Consider the following 16,764-nt stretch of genomic DNA (forward strand, 5'->3'; position numbering starts at 1 on the left):
ATAACCATTTTAATCTTTTAAATAAGGAAGTATGCACCCTTTAATTAATTCCCATCTATCCCGTGCATTCGGCATAACTTCAGAAGCAATTACTACAACCAAATCCTTCTCCGGTACACAACAAATCATATTCCCACCATCACCCATAGCACAGTATGAAAAGATTCCATCTTCTTCTCGTAACCACCATAAATAACCATATTGATTTTGGTTCATTTCTGTTGATTCTTTTATCCATGATTTTGATAGTATTTGTTTTCCATTATGAATACCTTCATTCAAATACATCTGTCCAAACTTAGCCATATCCCTAATCGTTAACGTTAGTCCCCATCCGCCCGTCGAAATATCGTTTGGATCGTGAACCCATCCTTTTACATCTTTTCCGAATAAGTCATCGAATCCAAATGCTTTCATATTGTAGTTTGGAATTTCTCTCATGCCGAGTGGCTGAAATAAGTATTCGTTTGCAAATTCACGAGCACTTTTTCCTGTTGCGCTCGTAATAATTGCTGATAGTACATGCGCTCCTGCAGATGAATATTTAAAAGTCCCAATTTCTCCGCCTTGTCCAATCCTATTTAATGTATAATTTATCCAATCCTCTTGTGTACATAGTTCTTCTAGCGGTTCCTGCCAGTCTACAAAAGGATATGGTGCTGTCATTGTAAGGAGGTGTCCCACTGTTGCTTCAGACACCTTACATTTATATTCTGAAAAAAACTCTATTACTTTTTGATCAACACTTTTTATATAACCCTTATCTATACATATCCCAATTAGCGCAGAGATTATCGTTTTTGTGACAGATGCTACATGAAGTGCATCATCTAATCCGTGGCCGTTATAATATTTTTCAAAAATAACATTACCTTTCTGTACTACTAACATACCATTAATATTTTCATATTCTTCTTGTATAATCTGATCTAACTTTTCAGCAGTTTTCATTATTCTTTCCCCTTTAACCTATGATTAAAAAGGTTCGATAGGTACATATATATCAACTATATGTTTATCTTCGGGATGCTGATTGGGATTATTTCTATATACTTCAAAAGGATACGAATCTCTCGGTTTATATCCGCTATTTGGAAGCCACTCACCGTATAAGAAATCCCATGCTCCTTTATATTCATCCTGGAATATTTCAAAATGCCCTACTGCATACTTTCCAGAAGGTATTACCATTATTCCAATATCACTCGTTTTTACTGCAGACGCATCCGGAATTGTTATACATAAACTTGTTCTTAAATGATAGTCCTCAGTAAATTCATGATGATCGTGGTAAATGGTTAATACTTTCGTATCCTCAAATACATGATAGTTTTGCTTCGCTGCGTAATAAAATAATTTCTCTATCATTTCTGGAAAAGCTATAGTTAACTCCTCATATGTACCAATATGTCTTATGTATGCGACGTTTATATCGTTCGCTGTTACAATTTCAACATTACCTCGAACCTTCTTACATTCATTGTATTGAGAAGCTCTGCTTACGTCTTTGCAATTCTTGCTATTGTCGTTTCGATAATGAGATGGACTTATTCCGTAATGACTTTTAAATGTTCGAGAGAAAACTGCTGAATCTGTAAAGCCAAAATGGTAAGCGATATCCGTAATCGTCATATCTGTGCGATATGCAAGTAGATTTGTTGCCCTTTCTAACTTCAATCGGTTTACATACCGTGATAATGGCTCGTCTACTATCCCCTTGAAAATCCGATGAAAATGAAACTTTGAAAATCCTGCTACATCTGCTAACTCTTCAATTGAAAGTGAATCATTTATGTGTGATTCTATATAATCTTGCACTTTATAAATGCGTCTTAAGTACTCATTTCTACATTGTTTACTCTCCATACTTTTATCTCCTCACAACAAAAAGGCTAACGTTAAGCTAGCCTACTTTTACACATTTTTCAAAAACAAAACTCTACTACCACCGTTCCCATCATAATTTTTATGTACCGATACACCCTCTACCTCATCATCCCCAGCCTCAATTCGAAAACCGATTTCTTGATGAAACTGTATCGACTTTTTATTAGTTGGTGACGTAATTGCTTTTACAACTTTACGGTTATTTGCACGAGCAATATCAAAGAAATAAGAATACAATGTCGATGCGATTCCTCTTCTTCTATACTTCGGATTTACACCGATAAAATGAACGTATGCTTCATCTTTATATGTTTGTGAAAAAAATCCACATAAGAAACCTAACGTTTCGCCCTCTTCTTCAATAATAAAACTCGTTTCTTGAAAATGAACGAAGAACAGTTTTGGCAACATAGCAGCCATATCTCTCCCGCCCCACCAATCATTTAAAACAGAATGAATCTTTACATAATCTTCCCCTTGGATGTTTCTTACTTGCATATATTTCTCCCTCTCACTCACTTCATTTTTTCATATATTTTAATTACGGTTTCTACTAAAAGGATGAATACCCAAATCCCGCAAAATACAAGAACAGACTGGAATATCGATCCAATTATCATAACACTAACTGCACCTGTTATTGAAAAAGATATTCCACCAAGCCCTGGATCCTGTATAAATGCTCCAGCAGAAAAAGCGGTTATAATTGATACTATTAAATAAATCACACTCATTATTTTTAATATTTTTATAGAAAGATACGAAGTTTGTTCTTTCTCCACTTGTGATAATTCGATTTCCCCGCTCGCAATTCCTTTTTGCAAACAGTCCTCACATAGAAATTCTTCCTTAATTTTTTTACCACCATGCAATGTACCTGTTATTTCTTTACATCTTGAACATTTTCGATTTATCATGTTGTTACCACTCCAATCTATTAAGATTATACTTATACCATTCTGCATTTACCTTAATATTCCTTTTATGTATTTTATAGAGAAAGGTCGTATTTTATGATTTCAAAACTTACGTTTGGCTTGAAAAAATCTACCGCTCATTATGTATTAAGACCTAGTTGTTATGCGATTATTTTCCATTCATCTTCTTCAATGATTGCTGTTATCCAAAAAGGAGACCGTTACTTTTTACCTGGTGGTGGTATGGAAGGTAATGAAACAAAAGAAGAGTGTTTGCACCGTGAACTACTAGAGGAATTAGGATTGGCAATTGAAATTGATCAATATATCGGTAATGCGGCTCGATATTTTTATGCAGAAAAGGAAGATATATATTATTTAAACGATGGGTTCTTTTATATTGCGAACATGGTGCAGAAACAAACTGAAAACTGTGAAGAGGATCATGTTTTACGATGGATGTCTCCTTTACTTGCTGTAGAACTTCTCCTTCACGATCATCAAAAATGGGCCGTTCAACAAGCGCTTTTATTACGAAATAAAAAAGGATCTCCTTCTATATGAAAGAGATCCTTTTTACTGTTAACTTACTTTTTTCAAATTGAGAGCTGGCTTTTTGATTCCACCTTTTTTTACAACATATAAGCCGATAAAAATAATAAGTCCGCCAACGAGCTGCATCATATTAATTTGCTCTCCAATTGTTACTGCCGCAAAGATAACTGCGAACAATGGTACGAGATACATATAAACCATTACTTTCGTTGAGCCTATTTGACTAATACCGACATACCACATTGCTAGTCCGAAGATGGTCGCAAAGATGATTGAATATGCAAGTGATCCCCAGCTTGGCGTATCTACTGGCCACGTTAAAGAATTTACGTTGAATAAACAGTATATAACTAGCGGTACAATTCCAATTAAAGTAGACCATGATGTGACTCTCATTGCGGAGTATTTCGTAATAAGAGGTTGCGCTAATATTGGATACCATCCCCACGCAATTGCTGCGACTAATCCAATTACATTTCCGAGCCACGCATATTCGTAAGTAGCTCCTCCTGTATGTCCTGTTAATAAAACGAATGCTGCACCAATAAACGCTATTATTGAACCTATTTGTACTTTCATCGAAAAACGTTCTTGTTTGTGCAATACTGCTAATATCCCTGTAAAAATAGGTGACATCGCAATTAATAATGAGGCGTTCGTTGCTGAAGTATATTTCACAGATAGCATAAACATCGTTTGATACATTGCCGTACCAACGATACCGACTGCTACTAATCGTAACCAATCTTTTCTTTCAATACGTAATGAGCGTTCCATCATAAATGTAATAAGTAATAATACCGGAGATGCTACTAAAAATCGTAAACTATTAAATTGAATGGATGACATATATGCCACGCCATACTTTCCAATTGTATAATTTGCTCCCCATACTAATGCTACTGATACTAGGAGCCACTCCATTTGCCATCGTTTCATCCGAATCTCCCCTTCCATATTTAGCATAGTAAAATTGGCTGGATATAGCACCGTCCAATTGGCTGTTTTTTTCCCCAGCCAATTTGTTATACTTAATGTATATAAGAGATCCGGAGGCGTTTGTATGGAATGGAAGCTAGATAACGACAGTAAAATCCCAATTTATCAGCAAGTAGTTGACTTTATTGAGAAACGTATTACATACGGAGAACTTCCTCCTGGAAGCTTCCTCCCTTCCGAACGGAAATTAGCTACGCAGTTAAATGTAAACCGAAGTACGGTAACGACTGCTTATAATGAACTACGTGCTATGGGGATTGTGGAAAGTACGACTGGTAAAGGGACACGTGTAAGTACACATATGTGGGGCGTTTCTCCAACATTAACGCCGAATTGGAGAAATTTCGTAGAAGGTGGTACTTTTTTACCAAACTTACCGTTACTTCGCCATATTCGGGCAGAAGTACAACAAAATGAAAATATCATTGATTTCGCAAACGGAGAGCTCGGTTGTAATCTTTATCCTCACGATCAACTACAGACAATTTTACGAGAACAACCGTTAACGCATTCATTAAGTTATGATCATCCGCAAGGCTATCTCCCGCTAAGACAAGCGGTCGTAAAATATATGAAAGAATATTTAAAAGTTGAAGCGACTGAACAATCCATAATGATTACATCTGGCGCACAGCAAGCACTTCACCTTATCGTACAATGTTTATTAAATCCAGGTGATGCAGTTGCTTTCGAAAGTCCTTCACACTGTTATTCCTTACCGTTATTCCAATCAGCAGGTATTCGTATTTTCCCATTACCTGTCGATGAACACGGTATTAACCCAGACGATGTGCAAGAGTTATATAGAAAGCACCGTATTAAAATGATATTTTTAAATCCAAACTTCCAAAATCCTACGGGCACAATGCTTCATCCAAACCGTAGAAAAAAACTATTATCACTTTGCGCAGACTTACGAATTGCGATTGTGGAAGATGATCCGTCCAGCTTACTTACGCTAGAAAAGAAACAACCTTGCCCTACTTTGAAATCGATTGATGAAAATGGAACAGTCATTTATGTACATTCTTTATCAAAAATGGTTGCGCCAGGCTTACGAGTCGGCTGGCTTGTCGCCCCGCAGTCTGTAGTAGAAAGGTTATCTGACGCAAGACACCAAATGGAATTAGGTATGAGTATTTTCCCGCAGTGGCTTATGCAACAATTTTTCGAAACTGTACCATTTCAGTCTCATATCGTACCGTTACGAAAACAACTAGCAGAAAAAAGAGATGTTATCGTTCGGGCCCTAAACGAGCAACTTCACGATAAAATCTCTTTTTCAAACCCGACCGGCGGTATATACATATGGGGGAAATTAAGAGAACCGATAAACGAAAAACAACTTATTATGCAAAGTTTAAAACAAGAAATTGCATTTATGCCTGGGAGTATTTTCGGCGCGAAAGATGGTTATATTCGTTTATCTTATGGAAAAGTGAATATTGATCAAATTGAGGAAGGTATTTCTCGTTTACGTGAGGCTATTTTGGTATGTGAAAAATAACTTTAAATAAAGCTTTCTCGTTTGACAAAAGAAAATTCTACCATTATCATCAACTCGAATCTATTTATAGGAGTGATACCAATGAAAATTTACGTTGATGCAGATGCTTGTCCTGTAAAAGATGTGATTATTTTTGAAGCTACGAATGCAGAAATCCCTGTAACCCTCGTTACTAGTTTTTCTCATTATTCTAATGCTCAGCAGCCAAAAGGTGTAGAAACAATTTATGTTGATTCTGGAGCAGATGCTGCAGATTACCGGATTATGCAGTTAGCAAAAAAAGAAGATTTAATCGTAACGCAAGATTACGGTCTTGCTTCACTGGCTTTAGCAAAAGGCTGTATCGTGCTACACCATAAAGGGTACAAGTATACGAATGAAAACATTGAACAACTATTACAAACACGGTATTTAAGTGCAATGGTTCGAAAGAGCGGTAAACGTACAAAGGGACCGAAACCATTTACAGCAGAAGATAAAGAGAAATTTCGAGCACTCTTTAAAAGTATGATCGCTCTTTAAAAATGAACTGTCTATTTGCAAGGAAAACTTCGCAAAATAAAGAAGAGAATATTGAAATGAACATTCTCTTCTTGGGGTTTACCCGTTTAAAATGAAGGTAGATTATCTAAGTTATTTTCTTTTATTCCATCCGGTTCACTACGTATAATATCCCTACCATACTTATGAAATACGTCCACATGTGCTAACTTCCCTGATTTCGCTTCATTAAGAGCAGTCATATAATCTAACTCTCTCCCGCTACTTGTCTTAAAAGCAATTAAATCCCCATCATCATTTTTACGAACGGCAATAATTTGTTCTGCTCCTGAATTGACTTCATGGTCTACTTCAAATTGAGCTTGCGCTTCTCCTTGATGTAAGTAATCATTATAAACTTTTTCAAAGTCTTTTTTGTCCATAAAACTCACCTCCAACACATTTTTTAGTATGGTTGGGAGGTGTTGGTTTTATGTACCTTTTTATTACCTTAACAAGTCTTTACTACTCCAAATAAAGAATACAGGTCATTTTTTTGTAGCCTAATACAAATCTATTTATAGTTCCTTACCTTCTTAATTTAAGCTAAATTTAAGTGTTACTATTTTCCTGACAACTTTATAATTGATTATATCGAAACGAAATTTGAAATGGAGAATGGCTAAGATGAATATAGATATTAATCGTTTAACTGATATTTGTTTAGAGTATCAGCAATCTAGATTTTATGTTACTAGAATCCCTAAAGATTTCTTATCAATTGCCCAAAAACGTTTTTCTATACCAACGGATGATCAAATTATTGCTTTTTTAAGTTGTAATTTATTTGGATCAGGCAAGTATGGCGTTTATTTTACGAGTTCGGGTTTATATTGGAAAAATTGGTTATTAGGTAAAGGAAATTTGAAATGGGGTCAATTAAATGAAGTGCAACAAATTGATATTGATAAAAATGGTTTCTTATCTTTTGATGCACAAAAAAGCTTCAATATTAACGGGAGTGATTATCCTCCACTGTTATTTAAAGAATTACTTATAGCTCTTACGAATTCATTCCGAAATTCAAAACAACATGATATACATCCAGTTATAAAAATTAATGAGATAAAATCAATTTGCTCATTATTTGAAACGTACAATGAATTATTAGAACCCGATAACGGATTATTTGTAGACACTCATATTTCAGACAAAAAGTTAAAAGCAATTGAGATACGATTTATCGTTCCAAAAGAAGAACAAATCATTGCTTTTTTAGATACATCTGTCCTTGGGAATATGGGGAAAGGATCTGATGGAGTATTAATTTGTCAATCAGGTATATATTTTAGAGAAACTTTTGTACACTTATATTTCCCATGGCATATCTTTAGAAATATCCCTATTACTTTAACATCAGATGAATTTGAAATTGGGAAAGGAAATATATTTCATCTTCAACATGCTAGAATGGCTAGTCAAGATATTTTATTGTTCATCAAGAATTTAAAACAGTATGTGAATAGTTTATATGAAGAACATTCACAATTACATATTTAATACATTTCTTATTACATACAAGCACATGTATAGTTAAGTCTAAAATTTCAATTCAACTAAAAAACCGATTATTTTTGTAGAGAGCCTACATGTATAATCGGTTTTTACTCTTATTCTTTTCTTATATTTCTCTTTTTTAATACCTACACAAACCCTTCAAAGTCTCCAATATATCATCTGTAAAGGCTGTACTACCTTCTGCCTCTAAAACTCTAAAATAAAAACTTCTTAAGAAAGTTCTAATATTTTGTACTAAAATAGCATGCTGCGGATGTCGGATATCTTCAACAGTTGCTATACTATGTAGCCAATTGCTCCACTCTTCTTCAGTTAAAATATTTTGGTGACGTAACGACATAATTGGCGCTACTAATCTTTCATCCTCAAAGTGTACATATACGTAATCACTCAATCGAACCTTCTGACGAACAGCAGCTAGTATTGCATATGAAAACTCACGATTTTGTATAGTACGTGCTAACGCATCTAGTGCATCAGCCGCATGCGCCGTAGAGTGTGCCCAGCCTTTTCCTTCTACGTATCCTCTTACATCTTCTTCTAAATATACATATTCTAGTACTTGTTCTGCCACACTGTATAGTTGTTCTTCAGATAACAGTGGTTCTCTTTCATGAACAGATAAAATAAGTGGCGGAATTAATACGGAGAATGCACGTTTAAATACAGAGTCTGTGCCCTTTTCACCAATTTTATAAAATAAATAATCAGGACTAATTGCTTGTAACATTAATCCTCGCAACTCTTTTTGTCTAAACACATCATTTGTAATCCATGTGTGAAGCGTACTATAAATTAAATCATCACGTAATTCAGCATCAGGTGAACCGATATAATCTAACATCCACTGCGCATATGGATATGCATCTACGTCTTCTGGTACAGCATAATTATTATTTTTAATTTGTAGTAGTTCTTCTTTTAATTCTAGTACTTCATTCATTATATTTTCTGTCCCCTTTTTACTTTATTAACATATTTTCGCCTTATCCCCTGTAATTGCCTATCCTTATATGAACTTGATTCAATTATATATAATTTATCCTAATAAATAAAAGGAAATACTTTAGAACATCGCAGTCTCTCACCTTATTTACATGCATTTCATGTAAGTTTAATTTATAAAATAAAGGATGTTTTTTCTTTTGTATTCAAACGTAGTTACAATCAAAGGTTGCATCATTTTAGAACTTGCTTAATAAATTCTGTTTTAGCTTTTGTGTAGGCTTCTCTATCTTGGTTAAATCTTTTAGCTAAATCTTGTTTAAGATTTGAATACTCATAAACTAATTGTGGATTTTCTCGTAAGCGGTTACGAAATAAAAGTTGATGCTCCCATTGCTCAGTTCCTTTAACCATTAAATGAAGGTGAGCTACACGCCTATTATTCTTAACTTTCACAAAGAACCTTCTCCACGGTCTTTCATCCAATTCTGGGCTTACATAATGCCAATTATATAAGCCCAATTCCGCTAAAATATCTAGTACTCTATCAAATGAGTCTATTTCAGCCATTAGATCAATGATAGGTTTTGCAGGTAAACCAGGTATGGATGTACTTCCTATATGTATTACTTTGCTTATACCGAGAGGAGCAAGCAGTTCATATAGTTGCTGCTCTTCACATCTGCCTTTATCTTGCCAATCAGGATTTGCATTCACTATCTCTACTGACTCATTCGCCCATACAGGCCAATCGTTCGGATTCTCTTTTTTATCCATCCAAAACATCTCCTTTCACGAATTGTTTGCTGTATAAACAATATTAAATTTCTTTAAACACAACTACTGGATCATCAAAGTTATTATTCCGAAATATAACATCCGCACAACTTTTCGGATTATGCTCATCTATATACATCTTACAGGCCGCATGATATCTGTTTAAAAACATTTTCTCTGCTTCTTCATAACATCCAAAAGTCTCAGTCTCTCGCTTTGCACCACGTTTTCTCGCCATCTCAAAATCTGTATCTACAAAGATTTTGTAATCAAATAAATGCTCAACATCTTTTTTCAATAGAAACGTTCCATCTACTATTAATATCATATTTTGCTTGGCCACTTGTGGCTTATTATGTACAGGCATATCCGTTATTAAGTTATGAGAAATCGTTTCATACTGTAAATTCCCGTTAAGCTCTAAAGGCTTTAATAATCTTTCTTTAAAAGCTGTATAATCGTGTGCATCTTCGTAATACCCTCTTGCAGATTCTTTTCCTTTTGCATAGCGAACCGCTCTCGGGTTATGAAAATCATCAATGCTGGCGCGTGTTACTGGTAATCCTCGTTTTTTTATTTCTTCAGCTATTTCGTTTGCAAATGTTGTTTTTCCTGAAGCTGTAATACCACTTACTCCAACTCTTGTTGGATGGGTTAAGTTTAATTTTAAAATATGATCTACAATTTCTTTCATGCGTTGTATTCGGTTCATGATATTCCCTCCTACAATTAGTTTACATAACATAATTACAGGTAACAATTCATGTCATTATTTGTCGGTAAGGCGATATCCTATTTCGAATCGTTAATATATTTGAAGTTACGATAGATATATTATAATTGGCTTACTTTCCCTTAAACCCTCGATATAAAGCAGTCCGTAATTCTTGTTTGTATTCTTCAATTTCTGGCATATCGAGTTCTTCTGCTAGTCTGATGGCTAGTTCAATATCATATGGTACACGTACGAGTTGAATGGAAAAGCTTGCGGCTTCTTGTTCATTGTAAGTTCCTTCAAATATTAAATAGGAAGCTTGTGTAATTTCAAGTGGATTGCCTACACTACCTGCATTGCATAACGTTTTCCCTCTGAAATTTTGAACGAATGCTTGGTGAACGTCACCGTAGCAAACGACATCTGGTTTTTTTTCCCCTTCTATATTCTCTGTGAACTCACTGTTTTCGAACATACTAATACGCTCTTCTCTTGAGGCATGTGGCTGAATTCTTTCATATAAACTTCTCGGCGATGCGTGGAACATACGAATCAATTTGCCACTCATAAAAAATTCGATTGAAAATGGTAAGCTTCTTAAATAGTCATTTTGTTCTTCCGATAATTGTTTTTGATGCCATTTTAACGCTTCAAATTCAGTCGGTTTTGTAATGAAATCATCCCAGTTCCCCATTACAACTCCATCACATTCTTTACGAATGATTTCAATCACTTCGCTAGAATGAGGACCTTTCCCGACTAAATCTCCAAGACAAATGATGCGCTCGATTCCTCTTAATTTAATATCTTGCAGCACAGATTCTAGAGCTGGAATATTACCGTGAATATCTGAAATTACCGCTATTTTATCCATATGAATCCCTCCATTACTTATTGTTTATTCTATCCTCATGTTGTGATTGATACCATTTTGGAATATAGGATGAAAAATTGTTATGATCTTCTAAAATTACGTTCAATCTTTCCTTCATATCATCTACTAAATGTGGCGTGCTTCGGTTTGTCCATACGATATCAGCTGGGAATGTCATTGCTGCATATAATGAATACAGTTGCCAAAAATGAAGTGACGGTTCTCCCACGCAATAACCGTGAACTTGTCCAACCGCAAATGGTTTACTTATTCTTGTAGTAAAAATCGCTACGTTATAAAAATCGTGTATTGGGTCGCCAAAATCATATCCTCCAAAATCGATAACGATAAATTCCTTATTATGAATCATACTATTTGCTGGATGGAAGTCATCGTGTAAAAAGGTAATAGGGCGATTTTTCAATAATTGTTTATGCTCCCCTACAAAACTTAATACTGGCTTCAAATCAAGGAAGTCTATTTCATAGTTTGCTAACGCTTCTACGTATCTTTCGTATTTATTCCATCGAACCGTTCCCCATTTATTACTTGCACTTTCTCTTCCAATTGAGTGGATCCTCTTTAATACTTCCCCTGCTTTTCTTCCTGCATTATACTGTTCTTCCACCGATAGCTTCCCTAAACCTTCTTCACCATTTACACCTTGGGCCCATTCAAATACTTGTACACATTTATTTAATTCCTCAAGTTTTATGAAATGAATTAACTTGGGCGTTGGAATATGTAATAACTCTAATTGTTTCATATACGTATATTCTTCTTGTTTACGTTCAAAATGAACAGCATCACATACTTTCACAAAATAAGTTTCTTCGTTCTTTAATTCAACTTTATATTTTTCTTCATGTGAAAAACCTTTTGAAATAGCTGTACACTTTACAATACGAGGCCATTCTAGTTGTCTCTCTATCTCTCTAAGCATTTCCTTCACAACATTCACCTCTATCAATATATGTACAAACTACCTAACACTTCATGCTCTCGTTTATTTTCACCTTTAAACTCCACTGCAAATGGATATTCGCCATGATGCTTCAAACGTTCTAGTACTAACCCTTCTCCTATTGGTTCACAAAACTGCACATGAACATCACCAAATGATACGCTTTGACACTCCGCATTCCATTCTTCATTCTTTGTGATTGAGCTTGCAGTTAGCCCCATTACTTCTTTCCATTTCCGTACTGTTTCTCGAACATTTTTCACTGCGTAATAAATCGTTTCAATTTGTTGTACTTTATTTTTATGTTCAGTGATTGTTCCTATGTTACGTAAATCGTTTCTTCTTTCTTCATCCGTTTCATTCCACTGTATGAAGAAAGGTAATTTCGGTCCGTTTTCCTCTTGCTTTACAAATAACATTTTCCACTCTAAAAGACGGCCATCTTTTCTTATACGTTTTCCTTCAAATGGTCCTATCGTATGTAAACCGTGCTTACTAAAATTATTTGCTAGGTCTTCAATGGCATCTGTTCGAATTGCGATTTGTAGCATTCCTTCTCCGTCTTGTAATTTTACTACTGTTTCTTGTACTAATGGATTGTCTGCTTTCTTCGCTTTTTCTTCATGCTGAACTGCTAAAAATTCTATATAGGATAAATCAAAATAACATAAACTATTCCAAGTACCCCAAGTAATATGCTCTCCGCCTATTGCAGTATGAAATCCACGCTCCTGTATTTGTTTTGCCGCTTCCTCCGGTGTACCATATACTGCGTGTACGAGATGATCAAATCGTAACATGTCTTTCTCCCCTTTCTCTCCATCTTTTTATTGTATATTTTATTTTTCTTTCATTCAATTCAAAAAACTTTAAAACCCAGTTGATTTATACGATTAATATGTATTATAATGAAACAAATTTAATTATTGCTGATTGGAAAAACCAAAGGCACTTTTCTCATACGGGAAAAGTGCCTTTTTCATTTATTATTACAGGGGGATTATTTATGCAGAAATTAATTGTCTTTGCTATTATTGGATTTTTCGCTCAATTGATTGATGGGGCACTTGGAATGGCGTACGGGGTAACATCTACCTCACTATTATTAATGTTTGGTATCGCACCAGCTGTAGCTTCCGCATCTGTTCATTTAGCTGAAGTCGTTACAACCGCCGCTTCTGGTGCATCTCACATCAAATTTGGAAACGTTGATAAATATACCGTTTCCAGGCTTACATTACCAGGAGCAATTGGCGCATTTATTGGGGCATGTTTTTTAAGCAATTTACCTGGCGATGTAATTAAACCGTACATTTCCGTATTTTTATTTACTTTAGGGGTTTATATTTTATTACGATTCATCATTCAAAAACAAATTGTTACTTCAAATAAACGTATGTCTGCAAAACAGCTTGTTCCGCTTGGCTTATTCGCTGGATTCGTTGATTCAACTGGTGGTGGTGGCTGGGGTCCGATTACGACACCTGTACTTTTGGCAAGAGGAAATGAAGCTAGAAAAGTTATCGGATCTGTAGACACGAGCGAATTTCCTGTTTCACTCGCTGCAACAATTGGATTTTTCATTTCACTTGGATGGGAACAAGTAAGCTGGGTTTGGGTATTTTCTCTCATGCTCGGTGGTATCGTTGCGGCACCAATCGCTGCATGGCTAGTACGCATCGTTCCTTCTCATTTACTTGGCGTATTAGTTGGTGGCCTTATTATCTTTACAAACATTCGTACATTGCTTACTACATTTAAAGTTGATCCAACTATTATTTCACTTTCTTACGTGGCAGTTGGTCTTGTCGTTATTATTTCTATTTTCATTGCTGTTCGCAATCATTCCAAGCGTTCTAACGCATCGACAACCGGATATCCGAATGATCAAAAACAAATGCTACCATAACGATAAAAATACCGCCCGATATACTTCGAGCGGTATTTTTTATTTTTCTATTTTCCAATTAATCATCGTTTCTGTAGTGCTAATTCTCTTCATATGTAATTTCTCTAATACACGAATCGAGCTTTCATTTTCAAGAAGTGTCTCCGCGATAATCATTTCTACCTCTCCTGTTTGAAAAGCCCAATTTATTAGTTCACTTACAGCTTCTGTCGCATATCCTTTATTCCAATATTTCTCAATAAATCCGTAACCAATTTCTACTGTATGTTCCTCATTTGGTTTCCCTTTAAATCCGATATCACCTAGAACGATGTCATCTTCTTTGCGAATGACATACCACGCGCCCCAAGGTAATAAAACCTTATTTTGTTTTACATTTTCTACATGCCCTACAATATGCGGACCACTGTTATATCCTTGCTCGTTAGCAACTTGCATACTCTCTTCTGTACACGGTACTATATAGAGTCTTTCTGTTTCTAATTTCATGTTAATTTCCCCTTTTTTGCTTAAGCGTTATTTTAATTATAACAAAAAATATGACCTTATTATGAATGTCGAATTATATTTTCTGAATTTTCTTTTAATTTTAAAGGGTTTTTCAATATTTTTTGCGAAACTTTTGTATAACAATTTCTTTATTTGTTTTTTTTTACATAACAGTAGGTTCGGGTGGAGTTTTGCAAGCGTTTCCTATACAATAACCGATATTTTTTGACTTTTCCTAACAAAATATCTTGCAATATATTCAGAAAGTCATTACAATTGCCATATATTAAAAATCTTAGCAATATATCAAATCCTCATCAATCCGATGAGGTAGAGGTTGCGACTTTTATGAGTAAAACGGACGAGACACAGAGAATGTCACCAACTCCGTTTGAAAGGAAAAGTTGCCGAAGTTTATATTTCTTCTCTGGAAATATGAGCTGGGGCTGTCTCCGAAAGGAACAGAACTGTCACGTTTACAAAATTACCGTGTAAACGTGGGGTGCTATCTTAACGGAAGGGTATGATGGGGTGGTTATTTGTGAAACGTTCCGCCTAATTCCTTTGGCGGTTTTTTGTATTTTTCTCCCCCGCTCCTTCCTAACCTACAAGAAAAGGAGTGTTGAACATGAATAGCGCAACAAATCAATCTACCTCTAAAACGCAAACTACACAAGGACAAGGTGAATTAAAACGCGGATTAAAATCTCGTCACCTTACGATGATTTCTCTCGGTGGTACAATCGGTACCGGACTATTTCTTGCCAGCGGTGGTGTCATCCATACAGCTGGTCCTGGCGGTGCACTAGTCGCATACGCCGCAATTGGAATTATGGTTTACTTTTTAATGACAAGCTTAGCTGAACTCGCGGCTTACATGCCTGTTACCGGATCTTTTAGCACGTATGCAACAAAATTTGTTGATCCATCCCTTGGCTTTGCACTTGGATGGAACTATTGGTATAACTGGGCCATTACAATTGCTGCTGAACTCGCTGCTGTAACATTAATTATGAAATTTTGGTTCCCAGATACCCCTTCTCTTATTTGGAGTGGATTATGTTTAGCTATTATTTTCCTTTTAAACTATTTATCTGTTAAAGGGTTTGGTGAATCTGAATATTGGTTCGCACTTATTAAAGTAGTTACTATTATTATCTTTTTAATTGTCGGCTTTATGATGATTTTCGGAATTATGGGCGGCGAATCTGTTGGCTTTAAAAACTTCACTGTTGCAGATGCACCATTTAATGGCGGCATTATGGCAATTATCGGTGTATTTATGGCTGCTGGGTTCTCATTCCAAGGAACTGAATTATTAGGTGTAGCTGCTGGTGAAACTGCTGATCCAGAGCGTAACATTCCAAAAGCAATTCGTTCTATCTTTTGGCGTATTCTTTTATTCTATATCCTTGCGATTCTCGTTATCGGTTTATTAATTCCTTATACGACTGAAAGCCTCGCTGCAAGCGATGTAACAGTAAGTCCATTTACACTTATTTTTGAAAAAGCGGGCGTTGCCTTTGCTGCTTCTGTTATGAACGCTGTTATTTTAACGGCAGTATTGTCTGCTGGTAACTCTGGTATGTATGCATCAACTCGTATGCTTTGGGACTTAGCTCGCCAAGGAAAAGCACCAAAGTTTCTTGGTAAATTAGATAGCCGCGGTGTACCTGTTAACGCATTAATCGTAACGTCAATTGTCGGTAGTATCGCTTTCATTGCCTCTTTATTCGGTGACGGTGTTGTATACATTTGGTTATTAAACGCATCTGGAATGTCTGGCTTTATCGCATGGGTCGGAATTGCAATTAGTCATTACCGTTTCCGTAAAGCATATATCGCACAAGGAAAAGATTTGAAAGACTTACCATATAGAGCAAAATGGTTCCCGTTCGGTCCAATTTTCGCATTTGCACTTTGTGTCATCGTAATTTTAGGTCAAAACTACGGCGCATTTATGGGTGAATCAATCGATTGGAACGGTGTACTCGTTTCTTACATCGGTTTACCACTCTTCTTAGTACTATGGTTAGGATATAAATTTACGAAGAAAACGAAAGTGATTCCGCTCGATAAATGTGAATTGAAATAAAGTGAAACGAGCAAACAAATATGTTTGCTCGTTTTTTATTCCGATGCTTCTCCCTTCCCTATTTCTCCTGTTT

Annotated in this window: 19 protein-coding genes and 1 riboswitch; of the genes, 6 read left to right on the plus strand and 13 right to left on the minus strand. The window is 35.6% G+C overall.

Features of this window, described 5'->3' with window-relative positions:
* Window positions 1-9 precede the first annotated feature (9 nt).
* The 4 genes from FS802_RS11895 to FS802_RS11910 are packed head-to-tail and all read right to left on the minus strand — an operon-like array spanning window position 10 to window position 2,804.
* Window positions 10-951 (minus strand): serine hydrolase domain-containing protein, encoded by a 942-nt coding sequence (locus FS802_RS11895; RefSeq protein ID WP_098720594.1) that lies wholly within the window; start codon window positions 949-951, stop codon window positions 10-12.
* Between the two features lie 24 nt (window positions 952-975).
* Entirely contained in the window at window positions 976-1,866 is an 891-nt protein-coding gene (locus FS802_RS11900) for an AraC family transcriptional regulator (protein WP_098720593.1), read from the minus strand.
* Between the two features lie 48 nt (window positions 1,867-1,914).
* Window positions 1,915-2,385, minus strand: a complete 471-nt coding sequence (locus FS802_RS11905) for a GNAT family N-acetyltransferase (RefSeq protein WP_098720592.1) — start codon at window positions 2,383-2,385, stop codon at window positions 1,915-1,917.
* A 17-nt stretch (window positions 2,386-2,402) separates the two neighbouring features.
* Window positions 2,403-2,804, minus strand: coding sequence for a DUF3980 domain-containing protein (locus tag FS802_RS11910; protein ID WP_002096493.1), 402 nt, complete (start codon window positions 2,802-2,804; stop codon window positions 2,403-2,405).
* 96 nt (window positions 2,805-2,900) lie between these two features.
* Between FS802_RS11910 and FS802_RS11915 the strand changes: the two genes are divergently transcribed.
* Window positions 2,901-3,368: an NUDIX hydrolase gene (locus FS802_RS11915; protein WP_098707321.1), complete on the plus strand. Its 468-nt coding sequence runs from the start codon at window positions 2,901-2,903 to the stop codon at window positions 3,366-3,368.
* 18 nt (window positions 3,369-3,386) lie between these two features.
* Here the strand turns inward: FS802_RS11915 and FS802_RS11920 are convergent, their stop codons facing one another.
* Complete coding sequence (locus tag FS802_RS11920) at window positions 3,387-4,298, minus strand: DMT family transporter (RefSeq protein WP_098720591.1); 912 nt, start codon at window positions 4,296-4,298, stop codon at window positions 3,387-3,389.
* A gap of 124 nt (window positions 4,299-4,422) precedes the next feature.
* Between FS802_RS11920 and pdxR the strand changes: the two genes are divergently transcribed.
* Window positions 4,423-5,865, plus strand: a complete 1,443-nt coding sequence (pdxR, locus tag FS802_RS11925) for a MocR-like pyridoxine biosynthesis transcription factor PdxR (RefSeq protein ID WP_098643031.1) — start codon at window positions 4,423-4,425, stop codon at window positions 5,863-5,865.
* An 81-nt stretch (window positions 5,866-5,946) separates the two neighbouring features.
* Window positions 5,947-6,387, plus strand: a complete 441-nt coding sequence (locus tag FS802_RS11930) for a YaiI/YqxD family protein (protein ID WP_098720590.1) — start codon at window positions 5,947-5,949, stop codon at window positions 6,385-6,387.
* Window positions 6,388-6,473: 86 nt separating this feature from the next.
* On the opposite strand, the gene FS802_RS11935 is transcribed toward FS802_RS11930, so the two are convergent.
* Entirely contained in the window at window positions 6,474-6,788 is a 315-nt protein-coding gene (locus tag FS802_RS11935) for a DUF3892 domain-containing protein (protein ID WP_098130177.1), read from the minus strand.
* Window positions 6,789-7,032: 244 nt separating this feature from the next.
* Here FS802_RS11935 and FS802_RS11940 point away from each other — a divergent pair, with 244 nt between their 5' ends.
* Complete coding sequence (locus tag FS802_RS11940) at window positions 7,033-7,905, plus strand: hypothetical protein (RefSeq protein WP_098655010.1); 873 nt, start codon at window positions 7,033-7,035, stop codon at window positions 7,903-7,905.
* Window positions 7,906-8,041: 136 nt separating this feature from the next.
* On the opposite strand, the gene FS802_RS11945 is transcribed toward FS802_RS11940, so the two are convergent.
* The 6 genes from FS802_RS11945 to FS802_RS11970 form a co-directional block, all read right to left on the minus strand.
* Entirely contained in the window at window positions 8,042-8,866 is an 825-nt protein-coding gene (locus FS802_RS11945) for a DUF2785 domain-containing protein (RefSeq protein WP_098091382.1), read from the minus strand.
* Window positions 8,867-9,102: 236 nt separating this feature from the next.
* Window positions 9,103-9,645, minus strand: coding sequence for a GrpB family protein (locus tag FS802_RS11950; protein ID WP_098655011.1), 543 nt, complete (start codon window positions 9,643-9,645; stop codon window positions 9,103-9,105).
* 43 nt (window positions 9,646-9,688) lie between these two features.
* Complete coding sequence (locus FS802_RS11955; RefSeq protein WP_098720589.1) at window positions 9,689-10,357, minus strand: nucleoside/nucleotide kinase family protein; 669 nt, start codon at window positions 10,355-10,357, stop codon at window positions 9,689-9,691.
* A 133-nt stretch (window positions 10,358-10,490) separates the two neighbouring features.
* Window positions 10,491-11,234: a metallophosphoesterase family protein gene (locus FS802_RS11960; RefSeq protein WP_000357638.1), complete on the minus strand. Its 744-nt coding sequence runs from the start codon at window positions 11,232-11,234 to the stop codon at window positions 10,491-10,493.
* Window positions 11,235-11,247: 13 nt separating this feature from the next.
* Complete coding sequence (locus FS802_RS11965; protein ID WP_098720588.1) at window positions 11,248-12,186, minus strand: aminoglycoside phosphotransferase family protein; 939 nt, start codon at window positions 12,184-12,186, stop codon at window positions 11,248-11,250.
* Window positions 12,187-12,200: 14 nt separating this feature from the next.
* The gene (locus FS802_RS11970) at window positions 12,201-12,998 is read right to left on the minus strand and encodes a VOC family protein (protein ID WP_144525041.1); all 798 of its coding nucleotides are present in this window, start codon (window positions 12,996-12,998) and stop codon (window positions 12,201-12,203) included.
* Window positions 12,999-13,096: 98 nt separating this feature from the next.
* Between FS802_RS11970 and FS802_RS11975 the strand changes: the two genes are divergently transcribed.
* Window positions 13,097-14,107, plus strand: coding sequence for a sulfite exporter TauE/SafE family protein (locus FS802_RS11975; protein WP_142336925.1), 1,011 nt, complete (start codon window positions 13,097-13,099; stop codon window positions 14,105-14,107).
* A 39-nt stretch (window positions 14,108-14,146) separates the two neighbouring features.
* Here FS802_RS11975 and FS802_RS11980 read toward each other — a convergent pair whose 3' ends face one another.
* Window positions 14,147-14,596, minus strand: a complete 450-nt coding sequence (locus FS802_RS11980; RefSeq protein WP_098720586.1) for a GNAT family N-acetyltransferase — start codon at window positions 14,594-14,596, stop codon at window positions 14,147-14,149.
* Window positions 14,597-14,919: 323 nt separating this feature from the next.
* Window positions 14,920-15,112, plus strand: a riboswitch (Lysine riboswitch).
* A gap of 112 nt (window positions 15,113-15,224) precedes the next feature.
* Here FS802_RS11980 and FS802_RS11985 point away from each other — a divergent pair.
* Entirely contained in the window at window positions 15,225-16,691 is a 1,467-nt protein-coding gene (locus tag FS802_RS11985; protein ID WP_001083398.1) for an amino acid permease, read from the plus strand.
* Window positions 16,692-16,764 lie beyond the last annotated feature (73 nt).

Origin of the sequence: Bacillus sp. DE0042, from assembly GCF_007680225.1 — a bacterium.
GTDB classification, from domain to species: Bacteria; Bacillota; Bacilli; order Bacillales; family Bacillaceae_G; genus Bacillus_A; species Bacillus_A wiedmannii.